Source organism: Kitasatospora sp. NPDC101801 (assembly GCF_044766665.1).
Classification (GTDB): Bacteria; Actinomycetota; Actinomycetes; order Streptomycetales; family Streptomycetaceae; genus Kitasatospora.
The window spans coordinates 81732-103359 of the sequence record NZ_JBIWML010000018.1 but is presented as its reverse complement, the minus strand read 5'-3'; the positions used below and the strand labels follow the sequence as shown (position 1 = coordinate 103359).

Annotated in this window: 25 protein-coding genes; 10 read left to right on the top strand and 15 right to left on the bottom strand. The window is 72.3% G+C overall.

The features are described from left to right. The first annotated feature begins 8 nt into the window (after window positions 1-8). Window positions 9-674 (top strand): FadR/GntR family transcriptional regulator, encoded by a 666-nt coding sequence (locus ACIRPK_RS20940; RefSeq protein WP_403040759.1) that lies wholly within the window; start codon window positions 9-11, stop codon window positions 672-674. A gap of 53 nt (window positions 675-727) precedes the next feature. On the opposite strand, the gene fabI is transcribed toward ACIRPK_RS20940, so the two are convergent. Together fabI and fabG are read right to left on the bottom strand one after the other, a co-directional pair. Further along, the gene (fabI, locus tag ACIRPK_RS20935; protein ID WP_403040758.1) at window positions 728-1498 is read right to left on the bottom strand and encodes an enoyl-ACP reductase FabI; all 771 of its coding nucleotides are present in this window, start codon (window positions 1496-1498) and stop codon (window positions 728-730) included. A gap of 2 nt (window positions 1499-1500) precedes the next feature. Further along, the gene (gene fabG, locus ACIRPK_RS20930; RefSeq protein WP_403040757.1) at window positions 1501-2220 is read right to left on the bottom strand and encodes a 3-oxoacyl-[acyl-carrier-protein] reductase; all 720 of its coding nucleotides are present in this window, start codon (window positions 2218-2220) and stop codon (window positions 1501-1503) included. 296 nt (window positions 2221-2516) lie between these two features. Between fabG and ACIRPK_RS20925 the strand changes: the two genes are divergently transcribed. From ACIRPK_RS20925 to ACIRPK_RS20910, 4 genes are all read left to right on the top strand, one after another. Continuing rightward, window positions 2517-3650 (top strand): MBL fold metallo-hydrolase, encoded by a 1134-nt coding sequence (locus tag ACIRPK_RS20925; protein ID WP_403040756.1) that lies wholly within the window; start codon window positions 2517-2519, stop codon window positions 3648-3650. A 141-nt stretch (window positions 3651-3791) separates the two neighbouring features. Beyond that, window positions 3792-5384: a TldD/PmbA family protein gene (locus ACIRPK_RS20920; RefSeq protein WP_403040755.1), complete on the top strand. Its 1593-nt coding sequence runs from the start codon at window positions 3792-3794 to the stop codon at window positions 5382-5384. Continuing rightward, window positions 5384-6781 carry a metallopeptidase TldD-related protein gene (locus ACIRPK_RS20915; protein WP_403040754.1) on the top strand — a complete coding sequence of 466 codons (1398 nt, stop codon included), beginning with the start codon at window positions 5384-5386 and terminating at the stop codon, window positions 6779-6781. Before ACIRPK_RS20920 ends, ACIRPK_RS20915 begins: the two co-directional genes overlap by 1 nt. After that, window positions 6778-7347 carry an RNA 2'-phosphotransferase gene (locus tag ACIRPK_RS20910; RefSeq protein ID WP_403040753.1) on the top strand — a complete coding sequence of 190 codons (570 nt, stop codon included), beginning with the start codon at window positions 6778-6780 and terminating at the stop codon, window positions 7345-7347. The genes ACIRPK_RS20915 and ACIRPK_RS20910 overlap by 4 nt, the downstream gene beginning before the upstream one ends. Here ACIRPK_RS20910 and ACIRPK_RS20905 read toward each other — a convergent pair. Beyond that, window positions 7330-7653 (bottom strand): GlsB/YeaQ/YmgE family stress response membrane protein, encoded by a 324-nt coding sequence (locus ACIRPK_RS20905; RefSeq protein WP_403040752.1) that lies wholly within the window; start codon window positions 7651-7653, stop codon window positions 7330-7332. The two genes, ACIRPK_RS20910 and ACIRPK_RS20905, sit on opposite strands and share 18 nt — an antisense overlap. 89 nt (window positions 7654-7742) lie before the next feature. Here ACIRPK_RS20905 and ACIRPK_RS20900 point away from each other — a divergent pair, with 89 nt between their 5' ends. Continuing rightward, a complete protein-coding gene (locus ACIRPK_RS20900; RefSeq protein WP_403040751.1) occupies window positions 7743-8111 on the top strand; it encodes a DUF3099 domain-containing protein in 369 nt (122 codons plus the stop codon). A gap of 273 nt (window positions 8112-8384) precedes the next feature. Continuing rightward, the gene (locus ACIRPK_RS20895; RefSeq protein ID WP_403040750.1) at window positions 8385-8630 is read left to right on the top strand and encodes a hypothetical protein; all 246 of its coding nucleotides are present in this window, start codon (window positions 8385-8387) and stop codon (window positions 8628-8630) included. 7 nt (window positions 8631-8637) lie between these two features. Here the strand turns inward: ACIRPK_RS20895 and moaA are convergent, their stop codons facing one another. The 4 genes from moaA to ACIRPK_RS20875 all read right to left on the bottom strand — a co-directional run bounded on the left by moaA (window position 8638) and on the right by ACIRPK_RS20875 (window position 12954). Continuing rightward, window positions 8638-9627, bottom strand: coding sequence for a GTP 3',8-cyclase MoaA (gene moaA, locus ACIRPK_RS20890; protein ID WP_403040749.1), 990 nt, complete (start codon window positions 9625-9627; stop codon window positions 8638-8640). A 114-nt stretch (window positions 9628-9741) separates the two neighbouring features. Next, window positions 9742-11352, bottom strand: a complete 1611-nt coding sequence (locus ACIRPK_RS20885; RefSeq protein ID WP_403040748.1) for a cation acetate symporter — start codon at window positions 11350-11352, stop codon at window positions 9742-9744. After that, window positions 11349-11702 carry a DUF485 domain-containing protein gene (locus ACIRPK_RS20880; protein WP_403040747.1) on the bottom strand — a complete coding sequence of 118 codons (354 nt, stop codon included), beginning with the start codon at window positions 11700-11702 and terminating at the stop codon, window positions 11349-11351. The genes ACIRPK_RS20885 and ACIRPK_RS20880 overlap by 4 nt, the downstream gene beginning before the upstream one ends. Window positions 11703-11910: 208 nt before the next feature. Further along, window positions 11911-12954 carry a zinc-dependent alcohol dehydrogenase family protein gene (locus tag ACIRPK_RS20875; RefSeq protein WP_403040746.1) on the bottom strand — a complete coding sequence of 348 codons (1044 nt, stop codon included), beginning with the start codon at window positions 12952-12954 and terminating at the stop codon, window positions 11911-11913. A gap of 168 nt (window positions 12955-13122) precedes the next feature. Here ACIRPK_RS20875 and ACIRPK_RS20870 point away from each other — a divergent pair, with 168 nt between their 5' ends. Genes ACIRPK_RS20870 through ACIRPK_RS20860 form a run of 3 tightly spaced genes read left to right on the top strand, consistent with a single transcriptional unit; the run spans window position 13123 to window position 15749 of the window. Then, window positions 13123-14112 (top strand): DEDDh family exonuclease, encoded by a 990-nt coding sequence (locus tag ACIRPK_RS20870; RefSeq protein ID WP_403040745.1) that lies wholly within the window; start codon window positions 13123-13125, stop codon window positions 14110-14112. 30 nt (window positions 14113-14142) lie between these two features. Further along, a complete protein-coding gene (locus ACIRPK_RS20865; RefSeq protein ID WP_403040744.1) occupies window positions 14143-14958 on the top strand; it encodes an SURF1 family protein in 816 nt (271 codons plus the stop codon). Between the two features lie 29 nt (window positions 14959-14987). Beyond that, the gene (locus ACIRPK_RS20860; RefSeq protein WP_403040743.1) at window positions 14988-15749 is read left to right on the top strand and encodes an SDR family oxidoreductase; all 762 of its coding nucleotides are present in this window, start codon (window positions 14988-14990) and stop codon (window positions 15747-15749) included. Window positions 15750-16024: 275 nt separating this feature from the next. Here the strand turns inward: ACIRPK_RS20860 and ACIRPK_RS20855 are convergent, their stop codons facing one another. The 8 genes from ACIRPK_RS20855 to ACIRPK_RS20820 form a co-directional block, all read right to left on the bottom strand. Continuing rightward, window positions 16025-16642: an alkaline shock response membrane anchor protein AmaP gene (locus ACIRPK_RS20855; RefSeq protein WP_403040742.1), complete on the bottom strand. Its 618-nt coding sequence runs from the start codon at window positions 16640-16642 to the stop codon at window positions 16025-16027. Continuing rightward, window positions 16639-17172: a DUF6286 domain-containing protein gene (locus ACIRPK_RS20850; protein WP_403040741.1), complete on the bottom strand. Its 534-nt coding sequence runs from the start codon at window positions 17170-17172 to the stop codon at window positions 16639-16641. The genes ACIRPK_RS20855 and ACIRPK_RS20850 overlap by 4 nt, the downstream gene beginning before the upstream one ends. Further along, entirely contained in the window at window positions 17169-17489 is a 321-nt protein-coding gene (locus tag ACIRPK_RS20845; RefSeq protein ID WP_403040740.1) for a hypothetical protein, read from the bottom strand. Before ACIRPK_RS20845 ends, ACIRPK_RS20850 begins: the two co-directional genes overlap by 4 nt. Then, a complete protein-coding gene (locus tag ACIRPK_RS20840; protein ID WP_403040739.1) occupies window positions 17489-17680 on the bottom strand; it encodes a hypothetical protein in 192 nt (63 codons plus the stop codon). The genes ACIRPK_RS20845 and ACIRPK_RS20840 overlap by 1 nt, the downstream gene beginning before the upstream one ends. A gap of 25 nt (window positions 17681-17705) precedes the next feature. Next, window positions 17706-18164 (bottom strand): Asp23/Gls24 family envelope stress response protein, encoded by a 459-nt coding sequence (locus tag ACIRPK_RS20835; protein WP_403040778.1) that lies wholly within the window; start codon window positions 18162-18164, stop codon window positions 17706-17708. Between the two features lie 174 nt (window positions 18165-18338). Continuing rightward, window positions 18339-19145, bottom strand: coding sequence for an enoyl-CoA hydratase/isomerase family protein (locus tag ACIRPK_RS20830; RefSeq protein WP_403040738.1), 807 nt, complete (start codon window positions 19143-19145; stop codon window positions 18339-18341). Window positions 19146-19386: 241 nt separating this feature from the next. Further along, entirely contained in the window at window positions 19387-19620 is a 234-nt protein-coding gene (locus ACIRPK_RS20825; protein WP_403040737.1) for a helix-turn-helix domain-containing protein, read from the bottom strand. Between the two features lie 341 nt (window positions 19621-19961). Beyond that, window positions 19962-21560 (bottom strand): ABC-F family ATP-binding cassette domain-containing protein, encoded by a 1599-nt coding sequence (locus ACIRPK_RS20820; protein WP_403040736.1) that lies wholly within the window; start codon window positions 21558-21560, stop codon window positions 19962-19964. Window positions 21561-21628: the final 68 nt, after the last annotated feature.

Sequence of the window (21628 nt, the reverse complement as noted above, 5' to 3'; positions counted from 1 at the left end):
GGAGTCCGATGGCACTGTCGACCACCCGCCGCACCCCGCTCTCCGACCAGGTGATCGCCCAGCTCCGGGCACAGATCACCTCCGGCGAGTGGCCGGTCGGCTCCCGGATCCCCACCGAGCCCGCCCTGGTCGAACAGCTCGGGGTGGCCAGGAACACCGTCCGGGAGGCGGTCCGGGCGCTCGCCCACAACGGGCTGCTGGACATCCGGCAGGGCTCGGGCACCTACGTGCTGGCCACCAGCGAACTGGCCGGGGTGATGCACCGTCGGTTCGCCGACGCCGACCAGGACCAGGTCGCCGAGCTGCGCTCGATGCTGGAGACCTCGGCGGCCGGGCTGGCCGCCACCCGCCGCACCCCGCGCGACCTGGACCTGCTGGAGACCACGCTGGCCCGCCGCGAGGCGGCCTGGCACTCCGGCGTGGCCGAGGACTTCGTGCAGGCCGACGCCGCCTTCCACCAGGCCGTGGTGGCCTCCGCGCACAACGACGTGATCGCGGCGGTCTACGCCGACCTGGGCGAGGTGCTGCGGGCCCACCTGCGGCACGACGTCGGCCCCGAGCTGATCGCCGACCGGTACGTCGGGCACGGCGGCATCCTGGACGCGGTCCGGGCCGGGGACGCCGCCCGGGCCTCGGTCGAGGCGGGCCGGGCGATCGGCATGTGCGGGGACTAGGAAACGCCGAGGGGGTACGGGGCGCAGGCCCCGTACCCCCTGGTGACGATCCGTCAGGCGCCGATCGCGTGCAGCCCGCCGTCGACGTGGATGATCTCGCCGGTGGTCTTCGGGAACCAGTCCGACAGCAGCGCGACCACGCCACGACCGGTCGGCTCCGGGTCGGTGAGGTCCCACTTGAGCGGCGAGCGGTCCTCCCAGGTGGCGGCCAGGTCGGGGAAGCCCGGGATGGACTTGGCGGCCATCGAACCGATCGGGCCGGCCGAGATCAGGTTGCAGCGGATGTTCCGCTCACCGAGGTAGCGCGCCAGGTAGCGGTTGGTCGACTCCAGGGCGGCCTTGGCCGGGCCCATCCAGTCGTACTGCGGCCAGGCGTACTGCGCGTCGAAGGTCAGGCCGACCACCGAGCCGCCGTCCTGCATCAGCGGGAGCAGCGCCGTGGTGAGCGACTTCAGCGAGAAGGCGGAGACCTGCATCGCGGTCGCCACCGACTCCCACGGGGTGTTCAGGAAGTTGCCGCCGAGCGCGTCCTGCGGGGCGAAGCCGATCGAGTGGACGATGCCGTCCAGGGTCGGCAGGCCGGCCGCGCGGACCTGGTCGGCGATGCCGGCCAGCTGCTCGTCGCTGGAGACGTCCAGCTCCAGGGTCTCCACCGGCTTCGGCAGCTTCTTGGCGATCCGCGCGGTCAGGCTCGGCCGCGGGAAGGCGGTGAGGATGATCTCCGCACCCTGCTCCTGGGCCAGCTTCGCGGTGTGGAAGGCGATGGAGGACTCCATCAGCACACCCGTGATCAGGATGCGCTTGCCCTCGAGAATTCCACTCATGTTCAGTGACCCATGCCCAATCCGCCGTCGACGGGAATGACGGCTCCGGTGATGTATGCGGCCTCGTCGGAGGAGAGGAAGCGCACCGCGGCGGCGACCTCGGCGGGCGCGGCGTAACGGCCGAGCGGCACGCCCGAGACGATCTCCTTGCGGCGCTCGTCGCTGAGCACCGCGGTCATGTCGGTGTCCACGAAGCCGGGGGCGACCACGTTGACGGTGATGTTGCGGGAGCCGAGCTCGCGGGCCAGGGAGCGGGCGAAGCCGACCAGGCCGGACTTGGAGGCGGCGTAGTTGGCCTGGCCCGGCGAACCGAGCAGACCGACCACCGAGGAGATCAGCACGACGCGGCCCTTGCGGGCCCGCAGCATCTTGGCCGAGGCCCGCTTGACCACCCGGAAGGCCCCGGTGAGGTTGGTGTCCAGGACGGAGGTGAAGTCCTCCTCCGTCATCCGGAGCAGCAGGGTGTCCTTGGTGATCCCCGCGTTCGCGACCAGGACCTCGACCGGGCCGTTCGCGGCCTCGATCTCGGTGAAGGCGGCGTCCACCTGCGCAGCGTCGTTGATGTCGCAGCGGACGGCGATGACCTGGTGCTTGGCCAGCTCCTCGGGCAGCTCGCCGGAGCGGCTGGTGATGGCGACCTTGTCGCCCGCCTCGGCGAAGGCCAGGGCGATCGCGAGGCCGATGCCCCGGTTACCTCCGGTGACGAGAACCGAGCGGCTCACGGACACACCTCTCTCCGTAGAAGATCTGCGGACGCAGACCCGGCACGTGAGGTGCCGTCCTGACCGCGTGGGTACGCGGTGCACGCGTACGCACTGTGACGCTATCGGTCGTTTCCGGCCAGCGGCGAATCCAGCTCCCACAGGTCCGTCCGGCCCGAACTGTCGCATCCCGACAATGCGTGCACCCACCGACGTCCGACGAATCGGCCCGCCGCCGGGAACACCCGCCGTGCCGAAGCCGTTGGCCACGTGGGCCGGGTTCCGGCCACCACGGACCGAGAGCGAAGAAGAGACGGATGAGCGAGCGACGACCCGGCAGCCGCAAGACCCTGCTGGCACTGGCCGCCCTGACCGCCGCGGCCGGTGCCGCCGCGTGGGCGTTCCGTGAGGTACCCGCCTCCTTCGGCCGTCGGCCCGACGCGGCCGACCCCCGGGTGCGCAGCTCCCCGCAGTTCCGGGACGGCGTCTTCCACAACGCCCCGTCCGAGCTGGCCAGGCCCGCCCCGGAGACCCCGGTCAACCGGGACACCCTGCGCCGGATGCTGTTCGAGCGGCAGGGCAAGCCCAGCGGCCCGGTGCCGCTGGCCCGGTTCGACGGCGGCGCCCACCGGCCGGCCGCCGAGGGGGTGGAGATCACCTGGTTCGGCCACGCCTCCGCGCTGGTCGAGGTGGAGGGCAGCCGGGTGCTGCTGGACCCGATCTGGAGCGACCGCTGCTCGCCGTCCGCGCACGTCGGCCCGAAGCGGCTGCACCCGGTGCCGGTCGAGCTGGAGGAGCTGCCGCCGGTGGACGCGGTGCTGATCTCGCACGACCACTACGACCACCTGGACATGGCCACCGTCCAGCGGCTGACGACGGCTCAGTCCGCGCCGTTCGCGGTGCCGCTGGGCATCGGCGGCCACCTGCGCCGCTGGGGCGTGCCGGAGCACCGGATCATCGAGCTGGACTGGGACGAGACCTGCACCCTCGGCGACCTGACCCTGACGCTGACCTCGGCGCACCACTTCTCCGGCCGCGGCACCACCCGCAACACCACCCTCTGGGGCTCCTGGGTGATCGCCGGGCCGACCCGCAAGGTCTACTACACCGGCGACTCGGGCTACTTCGAGGGCTACGCCCGGATCGGTGAGCAGCACGGCCCGTTCGACGCCGCGCTGGTCCAGATCGGCGCGTACGACCACGCCTGGGCCGACATCCACATGACGCCGGAGGACGCCGTCCGGGCCCACCGGGAGCTGCGGGCGGAGCTGCTGGTGCCGGTGCACTGGTGCACCTTCGACCTGGGGCTGCACCCGTGGGCCGAACCGATCGAGCGGCTGCTCGCCGAGGCCAAGCAGCAGGCGGTGCCGATCGCGGTGCCCCGACCGGGCCAGCGGGTGGACGTGGACAACCCGCCGGAGCTGGACGGCTGGTGGGAGTCGGTGGCCTGAAAGCCGCCCCCGCCGGGCCGGTCGTGACCCGGTGGCCGGTCTAAATCTGCTGGCCCTGGGTCGCCGGACAGGCGATGATGCGATGCGGGTGCCCCTGCCCGGGGCGCCCGCCGCCGTTCGTCCCCCGACCCAGGGAGCCCGATGCCCCCGACGCCCAGCGCAGGCCGTACCCAAGGCCGCGCCGTCGATCCGCTGTTCCTCGCGTACCCGCTGCGCACCCTCGCCGACGCCGCCCTGGGCCGGGCGACCGCGTTGGGCGCCGCCCATGCCGACTTCCGGCTGGAGCGGGTCCGCAGCGCCGCCTGGCGGCTGCGGGACGCCCGCCCGGCCGGCTCCTCCGACAGCGTCCAGCTGGGTTTCGCGGTCCGGGTGCTGCTGGACGGCGCCTGGGGCTTCGCGGCCGGGGTCGACCTGACCCCGGAGGCGGCCGTGCTGGTCGCCGAGCAGGCCGTCGCGGTGGCCCGGCTGTCCGGCGGGATCAGCCGCGCGGCCGGCGGCACCGACCTGGTCGAGCTGGCCGAGGAGCCGGTGCACGCGGACGCCACCTGGGTCTCCGCGTACGAGATCAACCCGTTCGACGTGCCGGACGCGGAGAAGACCGCGCTGCTGGCCGAGTGGAGCCGGCGCCTGCTGGCCGCCGACGGCGTCTCGCACGTCTCGGCCTCGGTGCTGACGGTGCAGGAGAACAAGTTCTACGCGGACACCGCGGGCACCGTCACCACCCAGCAGCGGATCCGGCTGCACCCGACCCTGGAAGCCACCTCGGTGGACGAGCGGACCGGCGCCTTCGACTCGATGCGCACGCTGGCTCCGCCGGTGGGTCGCGGCTGGGAATACCTTGCGGGGGTCCGGGGGTCGTCCCCCGATGGACAGAGCCTGCTCGGCACCGGCTGGGACTGGAACGCCGAACTCGCCGAGCTGCCCACCCTGCTGGCCGAGAAGATGAAGGCGCCGAGCGTCGAGGCTGGCCGCTACGACCTGGTGATCGACCCGTCCAACCTGTGGCTGACCATCCACGAGTCGATCGGCCACGCCACCGAGCTGGACCGCGCGCTCGGCTACGAGGCCGCGTACGCGGGCACCTCGTTCGCCACCTTCGACAAGCTCGGCTCGCTCAGGTACGGCTCCGAGATGATGCACGTCACCGGTGACCGGACGGCCGAGCACGGCCTCTCCACCATCGGCTACGACGACGAGGGGGTGGCCACCCAGAGCTGGGACCTGGTCAGGGACGGCGTCCTGGTCGGCTACCAACTCGACCGGGCGATGGCCAGGTTGAAGGACCTCGGCCGCTCCAACGGCTGCGCCTACGCGGACTCCCCCGGGCACGTCCCGGTGCAGCGGATGGCCAACGTCTCGCTCCAGCCGGCCGCCGACGGGCCCAGCACCGAGGGCCTGTTCGCCCAGGTGGAGAACGGGCTGTACATCGTCGGCGACCGCTCCTGGTCGATCGACATGCAGCGGTACAACTTCCAGTTCACCGGCCAGCGCGCCTACGCCATCAAGGACGGGCAACTGGCGGGCCAGGTCAAGGACTTCGCCTACCAGGCCACCACCACCGACTTCTGGGGGTCGATGAGCGCAGTCGGCGGCCCGGAGACCTACGTGCTCGGCGGTGCCTTCAACTGCGGCAAGGCCCAGCCGGGCCAGGTCGCGGCGGTCAGCCACGGCTGCCCGTCCGCGCTGTTCCGCGACGTCAACGTGCTCAACACCCAGCAGGAGGCGGGTCACTGATGCCCTACATCCACCCGCACGAGCTGGTCGAGCGCGCGCTCGAACTTTCCCGGGCCGACGGCTGCGTGGTGATCGCCGACGAGGAGTCCACCGCCAACCTGCGCTGGGCCGGCAACGCGCTGACCACCAACGGCGTCACCCGCGGCCGCCGCCTCACCGTGATCGCCACCGTCGACGGCGCCGAGGGCACCGCCTCCGGCGTGGTGGCCCGCGAGGCCGTCACGCTGGACGAGGTGGAGAGCCTGGTCCGGGCCGCCGAGGCCGCCGCCCGCGATGCGGGGCCGGCCGAGGACGCCCAGCCGCTGGTACCGGTCCGCGAATCCTCCGCGGACTTCACCGCGCCGCCGGCCGAGACCTCGGTCGAGGTCTTCACGGCCTTCGCCCCGGCGCTCGGCGAGGCGTTCGCCCGGGCCCGCCGGGACGGCCAGCTGCTCTACGGCTTCGCCCGGCACGAGCTGACCAGCAGTTACCTGGGCACCTCCACCGGCCTGCGGCTGCGGCACGACCAGCCGACCGGCACGGTCGAGCTGAACGCCAAGACCGGCGACCTGACCGGCTCCGCCTGGGCCGGCGCCGCCACCCGCGACTTCACCGACGTGGACGTGGCCGCGCTGCACGCCGAGGTCACCAAGCGGCTGGCCTGGGGCGCCAAGAAGATCGACCTCCCGGCCGGCCGGTACGAGACGCTGCTGCCGCCCACCGCGGTCGCCGACCTGATGGTCTACCTGAGCTGGTCCTCCGGCGGCCGGGACGCCACCGAGGGGCGGACGGTCTTCTCCAAGCCCAACGGCGGCACCCGGATCGGCGACCGGCTCAGCCCGCTGCCGCTCACGCTCCGCTCGGACCCGGCCCACCCGGGCCTGGAGGCCGCGCCGTTCGTGCTGGCCCGGTCCTCCGGCGAGGACAGCTCGGCCTTCGACAACGGCCTCCCGCTGACCGCCACCGACTGGATCACGGACGGCGAGCTGACCAACCTGCTGACCACCCGGCACTCCAGCGGCCTGACCGGACTGCCGCTCACCCCGGCGATCGACAACCTGGTGCTGACCGTCCCGGACCAGGAGGGTGCCCCCACCCTGGACGAGATGATCGCCCGCACCGAGCGCGGCCTGCTGCTCACCTGCCTCTGGTACATCCGCGAGGTGGACCCGGCGACCCTGCTGCTCACCGGCCTGACCCGGGACGGCGTCTACCTGGTCGAGCACGGCGAGGTGGTCGGCCAGGTGAACAACTTCCGCTTCAACGAGTCCCCGGTGGACCTGCTGAACCGGATCACCGAGGTCGGGCGGACCGAGCCCTGCCTGCCCCGCGAGTGGGGCGACTGGTTCACCCGCACCGCGATGCCGCCGGTCCGGGTGGCCGACTTCAACATGAGCTCGGTCAGCCAGGCGTCATGACCGCGGACGCGAAGCGGACCGTACGGGTCTCCAAGACGCTCTCCCGGGTGCTCCGGCACGACCCGGCCTCGGTCGGCGTGACGCTGGACGAGGCCGGCTGGGTCGCGGTCGACACCCTGCTCGCCGCGCTGGGCAGGCACGGCACCCGGGTCTCCCGGGCCGAGCTCGACCACGTGGTGGAGACCAACAACAAGCGCCGCTTCGCGTACTCGGAGGACGGCTCGCGGATCCGGGCCAGCCAGGGCCACTCGGTGGCGGTCGACCTCGGTCTGTCCGCCACCGAGCCGCCCCCGGTGCTGTACCACGGCACCACCGGGCGGAACCTGGACGCGATCTTCCGGGACGGCCTGCGGCCGATGAGCCGTCAGGACGTCCACCTGTCCGCGGACACCGAGACGGCCGTGCGGGTGGGTTCCCGACACGGCCGTCCGGTGGTGCTGGCGGTGGACGCCGCCGCGATGGCGGCGGCCGGTCACGAGTTCCGGGTCAGTGCCAACGGGGTCTGGCTGACCGACCTGGTCCCACCGGCGTTCCTCGGAGAGGCGCCCCTAGACACGCTTGCGTGAGCTCCAGACCGGGGCGATCACCACGATCAGCAGCACGGCGGCACCGAGCTGGAAGGCGTGCCGCCACCAGTCGAAGCCCCGGGTGTCGGCCACCCCGAACAGGTGGGCGACCAGATTGCCCAGTAGTGCCCCGACCATGCCGAGCACCATGGTCAGCCAGATCGGGATGTCCTGCTTACCGGGGATCACCAGCCGGGCGATGCCGCCCAGGATCAGCCCCTCGATCAGCGCCGAGATGATCGACCACATGTCAGCTCCCGAGAGCGCGGCCCGCCGACGGTCGGCGGTGCTGCCCTTCTGGACCACAGTTTTTGCCTCACCCGGCCCATCCGCACCTCGGGTGGGCCGTTTCATGCCCCCGCTCTCCTCCGGCCGTGTGAACCAGGCGTACGGTGATGACGCCGAACCAGGGTGCCGACGAGGGTGGTAGCAGCATGGGCAAGCGGGGCGAGGTCTTCCGGATCACCGGGGCGCGGAGCAGTCTCTCCGAGGACGTCCGGGGGCGCCAGCGGCGCTACGTGATCTCGATGCTGGCGCGCACGCTGTGCGTGCTGCTCTCGGTGGTGCTCTGGGACGTGCAGCGGTACCTCGCGTTCGCGGCGCTCGCCGGCGCGGTGCTGCTCCCCTACTTCGCGGTGCTGATCGCCAACGCCGGGCGGGAGCGGGCCCCGGGTCTGCCGAGCACCTTCGCGGTGCCCGCCGACACCCCGCTGATGCTCGGCCCGGGCGGCACCGGCGGCGGCGGTGACCGGAGCGCGGCTTGATCCGGCTGCCCGATTTGCCGCTGTATCAAGCGATTTGACCGACAGAAAGCTCAGAACAAGCTCAGATTAATCTTGGCAGAGCTAGGCACACCGGCGGTCGAGCGTGACATACTGCGTACGCGCTCCGCATCCCCCGTCGGAGCGACAGACCGACGCCGGGCGGCTCCCCCCGTGGCTGCCCGGCGTCGTCATGTCCTGCTCCGGACGGGTGCTGATGGGCCGGGTGCGAGACTGGCGGTGCACACTCCCGCCACGGCTCCAGGACGGCACACCATGGACACCCCCGCGCTCAGTCTCTTCGGCGGCCCGACCGGTCCCGAGGGCCCGCCGGTCTGCTCCGGCAAGGGCTGCCGCCGGCCCGCCGAGTGGGTACTGGTGTGGAACAACCCGAAGCTGCACACCCCGGACCGCCGGAAGACCTGGCTGGCCTGCGAGGACCACCGTGAGCACCTGTCGCAGTTCCTGGGCGTGCGCGGCTTCCTGAAGGAGACCGTCGCCTTCGAGCAGTGGCAGGGCTGACCGGCCGTCAGCCGCCGATCGCCGACATCGGGCGCTCGGGCTGCAGGAACTCCGGGTCGTCGATCCCCGCGCCCGCCTTCTTGCCCCACATCGCGGCCCGCCAGAGCGCCGCGATCTCGGCGTCGCTGCCGCCCTCGCGCAGGGCGGTGCGCAGATCGGTCTCCCCGGTCGCGAACAGGCAGTTGCGGACCTGCCCGTCGGCGGTCAGCCTGGTCCGGTCGCAGGCCCGGCAGAACGGCCTGGTCACCGAGGCGATCACGCCCACGCTCGCCGGGCCGCCGTCCACCAGCCAGCGTTCGGCGGGCGCCGCGCCCCGGGCGGCCGACGGTTCCGGGGTGAGCGCGAACCGGGTGCCCAACCGCTCCAGGATCTCCCCGGCGGTGACCATCTGCGAGCGGTCCCAGCCGTGTTGGGCGTCCAGCGGCATCTGCTCGATGAACCGCAGCTGGTAGCCGTGCGCCAGGCACCAGGCCAGCAGGTCGGGCGCCTCGTGGTCGTTCACCCCGCGCATCAGCACCGCGTTCAGCTTCACCGGGGTCAGCCCGGCGGCCTCGGCGGCGGCCAGCCCGTCCAGGACGTCCTGGTGGCGGCTGCGGCGGGTCAGGGTCCGGAAGACCTCCGGGTCCAGGGTGTCCAGCGAGACGTTCACCCGGTCCAGACCGGCCGCCTTCAGCGCGGCGGCGATCCTGGCCAGGCCGATCCCGTTGCTGGTCAGCGAGAGCTCCGGGCGCGGCGCGAGCTCGGCGCAGGCGGCCACGATCGCCACCAGCCCGGGCCGCAGCAGCGGCTCACCGCCGGTGAACCGGACCTCGGTGACGCCCAGGTCGGTGACCGCGATCGAGACCAGCCGGACGATCTCCTCGTCGGTCAGCAGCTCGCTCCGGCCGAGCCACTGGAGCCCCTCCTCGGGCATGCAGTACGTGCAGCGCAGGTTGCACCGGTCGGTCAGGGAGACCCGGAGGTCCACGGCCTGTCGGCCGAAGGTGTCGAGAAGCACGATGTCGGCCCCCTTCCCAAGGAACGCGGCTGGCCCGGCCACCGAAGGCGGTGGGCCGGGCCAGCTTAACTCCGTGAACCCTCAGGACAGCAGCGCCGTCCGCCGGGCGGGACGTCAGTGCGCGCCGAGACCGGTCAGCGAGCGGACCTCCAGCTCGGCGGCCTTGACCGGGTCGGCCTTCTCCTTGGAGAGCAGGGTGCCGACCGCACCGGCCAGGAAACCGACCGGGATCGAGACCAGGCCCGGGTTCTCCAGCGGGAACCAGTGGAAGTCGCTGTGCGGGAAGAGCGACTTGTCGGTGCCGGAGACCACGGTGGAGAAGAACACCAGGGTGACCGAGCTGATCAGGCCGGCGTAGACCGAGCTGACCGCGCCGACGGTGTTGAAGCGCTTCCAGAACAGCGAGTAGAGCAGGGTCGGCAGGTTGGCCGAGGCGGCCACCGCGAAGGCCAGCGCCACCAGCGCGGCGGTGTTGAGCTTCTCCGCGAACAGGCTGAGCACGATGGCGACCGCGCCGATCCCGATCGCGGCCAGCTTGGCCGACCGGACCTCCTCCTTCTCGCCGGCCTTGCCGCGCCGGATCACATTGGCGTACAGGTCATGGGCGAACGAGGCCGAGGAGGCCAGCGTCAGCCCGGCCACCACGGCCAGGATGGTGGCGAAGGCGACGGCCGAGATGACCGCCAGCAGGATCGCGCCGCCGGTGGTGCCGCTGCCCCCGCCGAGGTGCTCGGCCAGCAGCGGGGCGGCGGTGTTGCCCGCCGCGTTGGAGGCCTTGATGGTCTTCGGGCCGACCAGCGCGGCGGCGCCGAAGCCGAGGGCCAGGGTCATCAGGTAGAAGCCGCCGATGATGCCGATCGCCCAGAGCACCGACTTCCGGGCCGCCTTGGCGGTGGGCACCGTGTAGAACCGGACCAGGATGTGCGGCAGCCCGGCGGTGCCCAGCACCAGCGCCAGACCCAGGCTCAGGAAGTCCAGCTTGCTGGTCCCGGTGGCGCCGTACTTGAGCCCCGGTTCCAGGAAGGCCGAGCCCTTGCCGGAGGCGTCGGCGGCGGCGCCGAGCAGCGCGGAGACGTTGAAGTTGTACTTGGCCAGCACCAGCACGGTCATCAGCCCGGTGCCCGCGATCAGCAGCACCGCCTTGACGATCTGCACCCAGGTGGTGCCCTTCATGCCGCCGACCGCGACGTAGATCACCATCAGCGCACCGACCGCGACCACCGTCCAGCGCTTGGCACCGTCCCCGGTCACCCCGAGCAGCAGGGCGACCAGCGAGCCCGCGCCGACCATCTGGGCCAGCAGGTAGACGATCGACACCACGATGGTGGAGATACCGGCCGCGGTGCGCACCGGGCGCTGCCGCATCCGGAAGGCCAGCACGTCGGCCATCGTGTAGCGGCCGGAGTTGCGCAGCGGTTCGGCCACCAGCAGCAGCGCGACCAGCCAGGCCACCAGGAAGCCGATCGAGTACAGGAAGCCGTCGTAGCCGAACAGCGCGATCGCCCCGGCGATGCCGAGGAACGAGGCGGCCGACATGTAGTCGCCGGAGATCGCCAGGCCGTTCTGGAAGCCGGTGAAGCCGCGCCCGCCGGCGTAGAAGTCGGCGGCGTCCTTGGTCTGCCGCCCGGCCCAGACGGTGATGCCCAGGGTGGCCAGCACGAACAGGCCGAACAGGGTCATGGTCAGGCCGCGGTGTTCGGTCGCGGCGGTGGCCAGGTCGTTCATTCGCCCGCCTCCCTGGGGTTGATGACGGTGGCCCGCTCGCGGATCAGGGTGGCGGGCGGGTCGAGGCGGCGGTCGGCGAAGCGCGCGTACCAGGCGGCGATCGCGAAGGTGCTGGCGAACTGCAGGAGTCCGAGCAGCAACGCCATGTTGACGTGGCCGAACAGCTTGATGCCCATGAAGGCGGGGGCGTAGCCGGAGAGCAGCACGTACAGCAGGTACCAGAGCAGGAACCCGGCGGTGACCGGGAAGACGAATCCCCGGAAGGTCTTCCGCAGGGCGACGAACTCGGCGCTCTCCTCGATCAGTTGGACGTGGGTCGGGGCACTCTCGGCGGTCGGTGGGCTATCCATTCGGCGTCTCCTGGGTGTTCGGGCGGCACTGGGGGAAACGAGGGGACGTGAGGCGCGTCACAGTCGCGGATCCGCTGCATGCTAGGGCCTACGAACGGCCCGTGGGAGACCCCGTACCGAACTTTGATCAGAAGCCGTCAAGAAGACGTCAGATGGCGGCACCGCCCAGCGGTGCCGCCATGTGAGTGATCGTCAGACCGTTGCTGCCTCAGAAGGCGATCCGTACCTTCAGCGCCGACCGGTCGTCCATCGCCCGGTAGCCGTCCGGCACCCCGTCCAGGTCGACCGTGCGGTCGAAGACCAGGCCCGGGTTGATCGTCCCGGCCAGCACGTCGGCGAGCAGCTCGGGGATGTACGCGCGGGCCGGTGCGACGCCGCCGCCGACCGAGACGTTCCGGTTGAACATCTGGCCGATGTCCACGCCCGCGCTGCCGCCGTGCGGAACGCCGACGTAGCCGACCCCGCCGCCGTCCCGGGTGATGGAGATCGCGGTGCGCATCGACTCCTCGGTGCCGACCGCCTCCAGCACGGCGTGCGCGCCCTGACCGCCGGTCAGCTCGCGGACCGCCTCGATCGCCGCCTCGCCGCGCTCGGCCACCACGTCGGTGGCGCCGAACGCCCGGGCGATGTCGGTCCTGGCCTGGTGCCGGCCGAGCGCGATGATCCGCCCGGCGCCCAGCCGGTGGGCGGCCAGCACGCCGCACAGGCCGACCGCGCCGTCGCCGACCACGGCCACCGTGGCGCCGGGCCGTACGCCCGCCGAGACGGCCGCGTGGTGGCCGGTGCTCATCACGTCGGACAGCGCCAGCAGCGAGGCGAGCAGCTTCTCGTCACCCACCGCCTCCGACGGGAGCTTCACCAGCGTGCCGTCGGCCCACGGCACCCGGACCGCCTCGCCCTGGCCGCCGTCCGAGCCGACCTCGCCCCAGAAACCGCCGTGCGGGCAGGAGGTCTGCAGGCCCTCGCGGCAGAACGCGCAGATCCCGTCCGACCAGACGAACGGCGCGACCACCAGGTCACCCGCCCGCACCCCGGTGACCTCCCGGCCGACCTCCTCGACCACGCCGAGGAACTCGTGCCCGATCCGCTGACCGGGCTGACGCGCCGCCACACCCCGGTAGGCCCACAGGTCACTGCCGCAGATGCAGGCGTTCACCACCCGGACCACCGCGTCGGTCGGCCGCTCGATCCTGGGGTCGGGGACCTCCTCGATCCGGATGTCGTTCGGGCCGTGGATCACGGTGGCGCGCATGAGGGATCTTCCTTCTGCCTGGTGCGTTGTGCGGGGTCGCCCTGGTAGGACCACTCCGGTTCCCACGATATTCCGGGGTGTCGCGTACGCCACTTTCGGCGCTCGCAGGCGGTCCGGAATCCGCCGAACGACCTTGGGTGTGGGCGCGCGCCCTTAAGCTGGTCCACCATGTACGCGATCCAGTCCCCGAGCGGCGAACCCACCTGGGCCGCACCGCTCCCGGCGCAGCGCAGCACCGAGCACGGTCAGGGCTTCGCCGTGGTCGACGTCGAGACCACCGGGCTCGGCCGCACCGACCGGGTGATCTCCGCCGGTGTCTACCAGCTGGACGCGCACGGCGAGGTCACCGACCACTGGTACACCCTGGTCAACCCCGAGCGCGATCCCGGCCCGACCTGGATCCACGGCCTGACCAGCCGGGAGCTGGCCGGGGCCCCGACCTTTCCGGAGATCGCCGCCGAGCTGGGCGAGCGGCTGGCCGGGCGGGTGATGGTGGCCCACAACGCGCTCTTCGACTGGAACATGATCTCCCGTGAGTACTCGCGCGCCGGGCTGCGCGCCCCGGTGGAGCAGCGGCTGTGCACCATGGTGCTCTCCCGCGACCTCGGCCTGCCGCTGCCGAACGGCAAGCTGGCCAGCCTGGCCGAGTACTTCGGCGTCCAGCAGCGCCAGGCGCACAACGCGCTGGACGACGCCCGGGTGCTGGCCGAGGCGTTCCGCCCCAGCCTGCAGCTGGCCCGGCAGGTCGGGGTGCCGCTGCCGCTGACCAACTGTGTGGCCGTCACCGACCTCGGCGAGGACGCCTCCGCGCCCGCCAGGTCCGGCTTCTCCTCGTCCTACCGCCCGAGCCGGAAGCGGCCCGCCTGCCCGTACCCGAACCCGGGCCGCTGGGCCGACGGCAGCCCGCTGATGCAGGGCATGCGGGTGGCCATCACCGGCGACACCGCCACCGACCGCGAGCTGCTGGAGGACCGCGCGATCGAGGCCGGCCTGCACATCGCCTCCTCGGTCAGCCGCCTGACCAGCCTGCTGGTCACCAACGAGGCGGGCAGCTGGAGCGGCAAGGCCCGCAAGGCCCGGGAGTTCGGCACCCCGGTGGTCGGCGAGGACGCCTTCCTGCACCTGCTCCGCGAGGTGGTCCCCCACCCCGGTGTGTGAGCGCGGTGTAGGTGCGCGTAGTTTGCCGATGTGTACCGATTTCTGCTCTCCTGGCGCTGGGCGGCGTTCGCCCTGCTCGCCGCGCTGCTCGTGCCGACCATGGTCGAGCTGGGCTTCTGGCAGTTCCACCGGCACCAGGACCGGGTCGCCCGCAACGGGCTGATCACGCAGAGCCTGACCGCCGCGCCGGTCCCGTTCGACTCGGTCTCCAAGCCCGGTTACACCGTGCCCAAGGACCTCACCTGGCGCACCATGAGCGCCACCGGGCAGTACGACCCCGGCCACGAGTTCGTGATCCGCAACCGCACCGAACCCGACGGCAGCAGCATCGGCTACTTCGTCATCACCCCGCTCACACTGGCCGACGGCAACGGCTCGGTGCTGGTCAACCGGGGCTGGGTGGACTCCGGTGGCGACGCCGCCAGCTACCCCACCGTCCCGGCGCCGCCCACCGGCCAGGTCACCGTGACCGGCCGACTGCGCGCCGACGAGACCCCCGAGAGCAGCGGCATCAAGGTCCGCGGCAAGCTGCCGGACCGTCAGTTCCAGCTGATCAACAGCGGTCAGCAGGCCGAACTGACCGGCGGCCCGGTGCTCGGCGGCTACCTCGAACTCGCCGCCTCCGCCCCGGCTCAGGGCGACTCCCCGATCCTGCTCTCCGAGCCCGACCACTCCTCGATCGGCCCGCACATGGCGTACGCCGTCCAGTGGTGGCTGTTCGCCGGACTGGTCCCGGTCGGCCTGGTGGTGCTGGCCCGCCGCGAGGCCCGCGAAGGTCCGGACGCCGAGGCGGAGTCCGAGGCGGAGTCCGAGGCCGGGGCCGACCCCGCACCGGTCGCCGTCTGACGCTCCGTCCATCGGGCAGGATGGCCCTCATGGATCTCGGACTTCAGGACAGGGTGTACGTGGTGACCGGCGCGACCCGGGGCCTCGGCCTCGCCTCCGCGCGCGAACTGGTCGGCGACGGCGCCAGGGTGGTGCTCAGCGGCCGCACCGAGCAGGCCGTGGCCGCGGCGGTGGCCGCCCTCGACGCCCCCGGCCGGGTGCACGGCGTGGTCGCCGACAACGCCGACCCGGCCGCCGCCCGGCAACTGGTCACCGCCGCCCAGCAGACCTTCGGCCGCCTGGACGGCGTCCTGGTCAGCGTCGGCGGCCCGACGGCCGGCACCGTGCTCGACACCACCGAGGCGGACTGGCAGCACGCCTTCGAGACCGTGGTGCTCGGCGCCCTGCGGATCGCCCGCACCGCAGCCGCCGCCCTCGGCGAGGGCGGCGTGATCGCCTTCGTGCTCTCCACCTCGGTCCGCCAGCCCGTCCCCGGCCTCGGCATCTCCAACGGGCTCCGGCCCGGTCTGGCGATGGCCGCCAAGTCCCTCGCCGACGAGCTCGGCCCCCGCGGCATCCGGGTCCTCGGCCTGCTCCCCGGCCGGATCGACACCGACCGGCTCCGCGAGCTCGACGCACTCGGCGGCGACGCCGGTGCGGCCCGCGCCCGCGCCGGTGCCACCATCCCGCTCGGCCGCTACGGCACCCCCGAGGAGTTCGGCAAGGTCGCCGCCTTCGTGCTCTCCCCCGCCGCCTCCTACCTCACCGGCATCATGCTCCCCGTCGACGGCGGCGCCCTGCGGTCGCTCTAGGCCAACCGGGGCTCGGGTCCCTGCTGATGTGCGGCTCCGCCGCGTGGGCGACACCGACCCTTCCAGCAGGTGGTTCGGAAGAGTCAGGGGCTCGGGGAACTGCGACGCCGGCCTCGGAACAGGTGATCCGTGCGTAGGTGGTCAGGCACTTTCGCAGTGACCCGAACAGCAGATCTCCTCGCAGTTCCCCGAGCCCCTGACCGTAGATGCCCGGGCGCCTGCCTACAGCGCAGCCCAGAGCCCCTGGACCGTAAGTGGCTGAGCGCCTGCCGAGGTCAGACGACCCGGCGGGAGGCTTCCCGGCGGGGGCCCGGGGGGCGGGCGACCTGGAGGCGGAGGTCGGTGGGGAGGTCCCGGCCGAGGGTGGTGCGGGCGTGGGCGAGCGGGCCGGCGTGGAAGTCGTCCACCGCCGTGGCCGGGTCGCCGTCGGGGGTGAGGCGGACGGCCGCCCGCAGCAGCAGCCGCTTCGGACGCCCCGTCAGCCGGGCCTGCACCCGGACCACCTCGGGCAGCGCCACCGTCTCGGTCTCGACCGCGTCGGCCAACGCCCGCGAGCGCACCCGCAGCCTCACCCCCTCCGCCGCCACCGGCACCGTCACCGAGCCGGGTCCGCTCCGCCGCACCTGGGCGAACAGCCACCACAGGCTGCCCGCCACGGTCAGCCCGAGCACCGCGAACACCACCGGCCACCACCACGCCTCGCCCGACCACCGGGTCCGCGAGGCATAGCTCAGCACCGGTTGGTCCGGCGAGGTGAGCGGCCACCAGTGCGGCATCCGCACCCCGAGCCGGCCGTAGAGGTCGAGGCCCCCGGCCAGCACCAGCGCCCCGCCGGCCAGCAGCAGGACCCCGGCCAGGCCCAGCAGGACCCGGTTCACCGTGCTCCGGCTCATCGCCGCACCTTCCCGGCCCGGACGTCCAGCCGGTTCTCCCCGGCCAGCGGCACCCGGGCCAGCTCCGCCCGCAGCTCGCGCTGCACCTCGGCCGGGTCGGCGGACCCGCCCGCCGTGACCTTCGTCCTGGACCGCCGCACCTTGATCCGCACCCCGTCCACCCCGTCCAACTGCCCGGCCCGCCGGGTGAGCAGAGCGGCCACCCCGGCCCGGTCGATCACCGCGCCGGGCTGCCGGAGCGCCAGCCAGCGCCGCATCCCGGGCGCCACCGCCAGACCGAGCAGCAGCACGCCGAGCAGCACAGCCACCCCTGCGGAGACCAGCACCACCGGGTCGTCCAGGTGCAGGGTGGCCAGCCGGTCCGCGGTCTCGGCCCGCCAGGGGCGGGCCCGGTGGCCGGTGCGGACGGCCGCCGCGTCGTACAGCAGGCCGCCGCCGACCACCAGCGCGGCCACCACCACCAGCACCGTCCAGCCGGTCCGGGGCGAGCGCAACCGGCGGACGCGGGGCCGGGCCTGATCCACCGTCATACCGTCGGCACCAGCCGTTCGACCACCACCACGACCTCGCCGACCGGGCGTCCGGTCAGCGCGGCCAGCTCGGCCGCCACCGCCCCCCGGACCGCCGTGGCCAGCGCGGCCAGGTCGGCCGGGAACGGCAGTTCGACGCCGAGGTTCAGCCGGACCGGCTCACCGGCGCCGGTGACCGCGACCCGGCGGACCGCGCCGGACCCGCCGAGCGCCTGCCCCGCCGCCCGTTCGGCCAGCCGGACCAGCACCCGGTCGGCGATCCGCAACCGGCCGCGCTCGGCGGCCGGCCGCGCGGCGGGAACCACTGCCGCCGACATCAGCGGCGCCGGTCGCGGCCGCGCAGCAGTTCACCGAGGTCACCGAGATCGAGGTCGCCCTCGATCAGCCGGCCGGCCACGAAGCCGACCCCACCGAGGACCGCGACCAGCAGGAATGCGGCGAACCCGCCGAAGTACCCGGCAAAGCCCAGGGCCATCCCCACCACCAGCCCGATCAGGCCGAGATTCATCCGCTTCTGCTCCTGTCCCGTTGCTCTACTGGACCCTGGGCCGCTGACCGCTGCCGGTCACCGGCTCCTCTTCCTCGTCACTGTCCGGCTCGTCGGGCAGGTGGACGTCGTTCACGGCGATGTTCACCTCGACCACCTCCAGGCCGGTCATCCGCTCCACCGCGGCGATGATGTTGGCCCGCACCTCGGCGGCCAGCTTCGGGATCACCACGCCGTACTCGACGATCAGCGCGATGTCGATCGCGGTCTGCTTCTCGCCCACCTCGGCCTTGATGCCCCGGCCGACGCTGGACTTGCCGCCGGGCACCCGGTCCCGCATGGCACCGAAGGTGCGGGAGAGTCCGGAGCCGAGCGCGTGGATGCCGGAGATCTCCCGCGCGGCCATGCCGGCGATCTTCTCCACCACGCCGACCGCCAGCGCGGTACGGCCGCGCTCCTCGGCGGGCTGCGGGTCGGTGGCCTTGTGGGTGTCGGTCTTCGGCATCGCAGCGGGCGTCGGGGTGTCGGGCATGGCGGGCTCCTGTCTGTGCGTCCAGCTATATCGCAAATCAGCTCAACTCTGGCATTCCGCCACGACCCCCGCCTGCCGGAGGCCCCCGGACAGCGCAAAGGGCCCACCCCGTCGGGGTGGGCCCTGCACCAAAGGGATGACCGGCCGTCAGTCCCCGAGGCCCGCCAGGTCGCGCAGGCGGCGGGCCTGGGCGGCCCGCTCGGCGGCGCGCTGCTGCTCGAAGGAGCGCTCGCCCGCCCCCTGGAGCAGCGCCTTGGTCTCGATCACCGCACTGCGCGGTGCGGCCAGCAGCGCGGCGGTCAGGTCCCGGACGGTGTTGTCCAGCTCGGCGGCGGGCACCGCCAGGTTGGCCAGCCCGGTGGCCACCGCCTCCTCCGCGCCGACCCATCGGCCGGTCGCGCAGATCTCCAACGCCCTTGCGTAGCCGACCAGTTCGGTGAGCGGCTTGGTCCCGGCCAGGTCCGGCACCAGACCGAGCGAGGTCTCCTTCATGGCGAACTGGACGTCCTCGGCCACCACCCGCAGGTCACAGCCGAGCGCGAGTTGGAAGCCCGCACCGACCGCGTGCCCCTGCACGGCGGCGATGCTGATCACGTCCGGCCGGCGCCACCAGGTGAACGCCTCCTGGTAGGAGGCGATGGTCTCGTCCAGGTCCTTGTCGTCCGCGGCGGCGAGCTCCAGGAAGCTCCGCTCCCCCGGAATGCCTTCGGGGGTGAACATCGCCCGGTCCAGCCCGGCCGAGAACGAGACACCCTCGGCCCGCAGCACCACGACCCGTACGGTGCCCGCCAGGCTGCGGCCGATCCCGGCCAGCGCGCGCCACATCGCCGGGGACTGGGCGTTCCGCCGCTCCGGCCGACAGAGTGTTACCACGGCGGTCGCGCCGTCGAGGTCGAGCCGTACTCCGGCCTGCTCCCAGAGCTGCGGGTCGGTGTCCAGGATAGGGGTGGTCATGGCGGTACCTCCGGCGACGGCGCAATTGGCTACCGGAGAGTAACAAAAACCGGCGCCGCCGGACAGGACCCACCCGGGGGCCCATGCCAACGACACCGGGAAACGACGATCGGCGGTCCGGATCTCCGGCCGCCGATTCGTCTCGAGCTGCTTGCTGTTCACTGAACTGCTGGCACGCCACTCAAATCAGCACCGCGCACGATCGGCGCTGCCCGACCGGGTCGGATTTCCTGACAATGCGTCAGGACCCGGCCGTTGCAGCCACCTTGCCCTTGCCACGCGTGGCACCACCGCGACCTCGGAGGATCACTCCGGACTCGCTCAACATGCGGTGCACGAAGCCGTAGGAGCGGCCGGTCTCCTCCGCCAGCGCGCGAATGCTCGCGCCGGAGTCGTATTTCTTCTTCAGATCGGCCGCGAGCTTCTCACGCGCGGCACCAGTTACCCGGCTGCCCTTTTTCAGAGTCTCGGCCACCCGTGCCTCCTCGTAGCTTTGCTCGGTCAGATTCCCATGATCACCCATAGCCAGGCTCCTGGCCACCCATTCGACAAGGTCGATACCGGGAAAGCGCAGTCTGCCGGTCGTGATCGCAGCGCACAAGGGCGCTCACTGAGGGTGCTCACGCCCCCTCGGGCAGCGGTCGGCCGGCTGCGGCGGGGGACGAAATTGCTGATCAGCACGGGCGGGCCGGGGACTGAACACGGCTCCACCAGCAAGGGAACTCTCCAAACGGAATCCGGGACTCTCCCATTCCCGGATTCCGTCGGTGACCGGCTTTTCTACGCCGGAGAAGGTACTCGCCGTCTACCCGGCGGTCAGGCCAGCGCCACCAGGTCCAGGTACCCGGGGCTCCACAGGTCCTCGACGCCGTCCGGCAGCAGGATGATCCGCTCGGGCTGGAGCGCCTCGACGGCGCCCTCGTCGTGGGTCACCAGGACCACCGCACCGGAGAAGGTGCGCAGCGCGCCGAGGATCTCCTCGCGGCTGGCCGGGTCGAGGTTGTTGGTGGGCTCGTCGAGCAGCAGCACGTTGGCGCTGGAGACCACCAGCGAGGCCAGCGCGAGCCGGGTCTTCTCGCCACCGGAGAGCACCCCGGCCGGCTTGTCGACGTCGTCGCCGGAGAACAGGAAGGAACCGAGGATCTTCCGGATCTGCACCAGGTCGGTGTCCGGCGCGGCGGACCGCATGTTCTCCAGCACCGTCCGCTCCGGGTCGAGCGTCTCGTGCTCCTGCGCGTAGTAGCCGATCTTCAGGCCGTGGCCGGGAGTCACCTCGCCGGTGTCCGGCTGCTCGACGCCCGCAAGCATCCGCAGCAGGGTGGTCTTGCCGGCACCGTTGAAGCCCAGGATGACCACCCGGGAGCCCCGGTCGATCGCCAGGCCGACGTCGGTGAAGATCTCCAGCGAGCCGTACGACTTGGAGAGCCCGCTGGCGGTCAGCGGCGTCTTGCCGCACGGGGCCGGGTCCGGGAAGCGCAGCTTGGCGACCTTGTCGGAGGCCCGGACCTGCTCGAGGCCGGAGAGCAGCTTCTCGGCCCGGCGGGCCATGTTCTGCGCGGCGACGGTCTTGGTGGCCTTGGCCCGCATCTTGTCGGCCTGCGAGTTGAGCGTCGCGGCCTTCTTCTCGGCGTTGGCGCGCTCGCGCTTGCGGCGCTTCTCGTCGTCCTCGCGCTGCTGCTGGTACTGCTTCCAGCCCATGTTGTAGATGTCGATCTGGGACCGGTTGGCGTCCAGGTAGAACACCTTGTTGACCACGGTCTCGACCAGTTCGACATCGTGCGAGATCACGATGAAGCCGCCCTTGTACGTCTTCAGGAAGTCCCGCAGCCAGACGATCGAGTCGGCGTCCAGGTGGTTGGTGGGCTCGTCGAGCAGCAGGATGTCAGAGTCCGAGAACAGGATCCGGGCCAGCTCGACCCGGCGGCGCTGGCCACCGGAGAGGGTGTGCAGCTGCTGGCCCAGGATGCGGTCCGGCAGGCCCAGCGCGGCGGCGATGGTGGCGGCCTCGGCCTCGGCGGCGTACCCGCCCTTGGTGAGGAACTCGGTCTCCAGGCTGGCGTACTTCTTCATCGCCTTGTCCCGGGTGGCGCCCTGGCCGTTGGCCATCCGGTCCTCGTTCTCACGCATCTTGCGGAGCACGGTGTCGAGGCCACGGGCGGACAGGATCCGGTCGCGGGCCAGCACGTCCAGGTCGCCGGTCCGCGGGTCCTGCGGGAGGTAGCCGACCTGGCCGGTGCTGGTGACGCTGCCGCCGGCCGGGATGCCCTCGCCGGCCAGCACCTTGGTGAGCGTGGTCTTGCCCGCGCCGTTGCGGCCGACCAGGCCGATCCGGTCACCCGGGGCGATCCGGAAGTTGGCGGACTCGATCAGGACGCGGGCGCCGGCGCGCAGCTCCAGGGCGGTGGCGGAAATCATGGCTGTGGGAACTCCTGAGACAGGCGGGGCGGCGGGAGGTGGACGGGGCTGGGGTGAGGCGCCTCGGG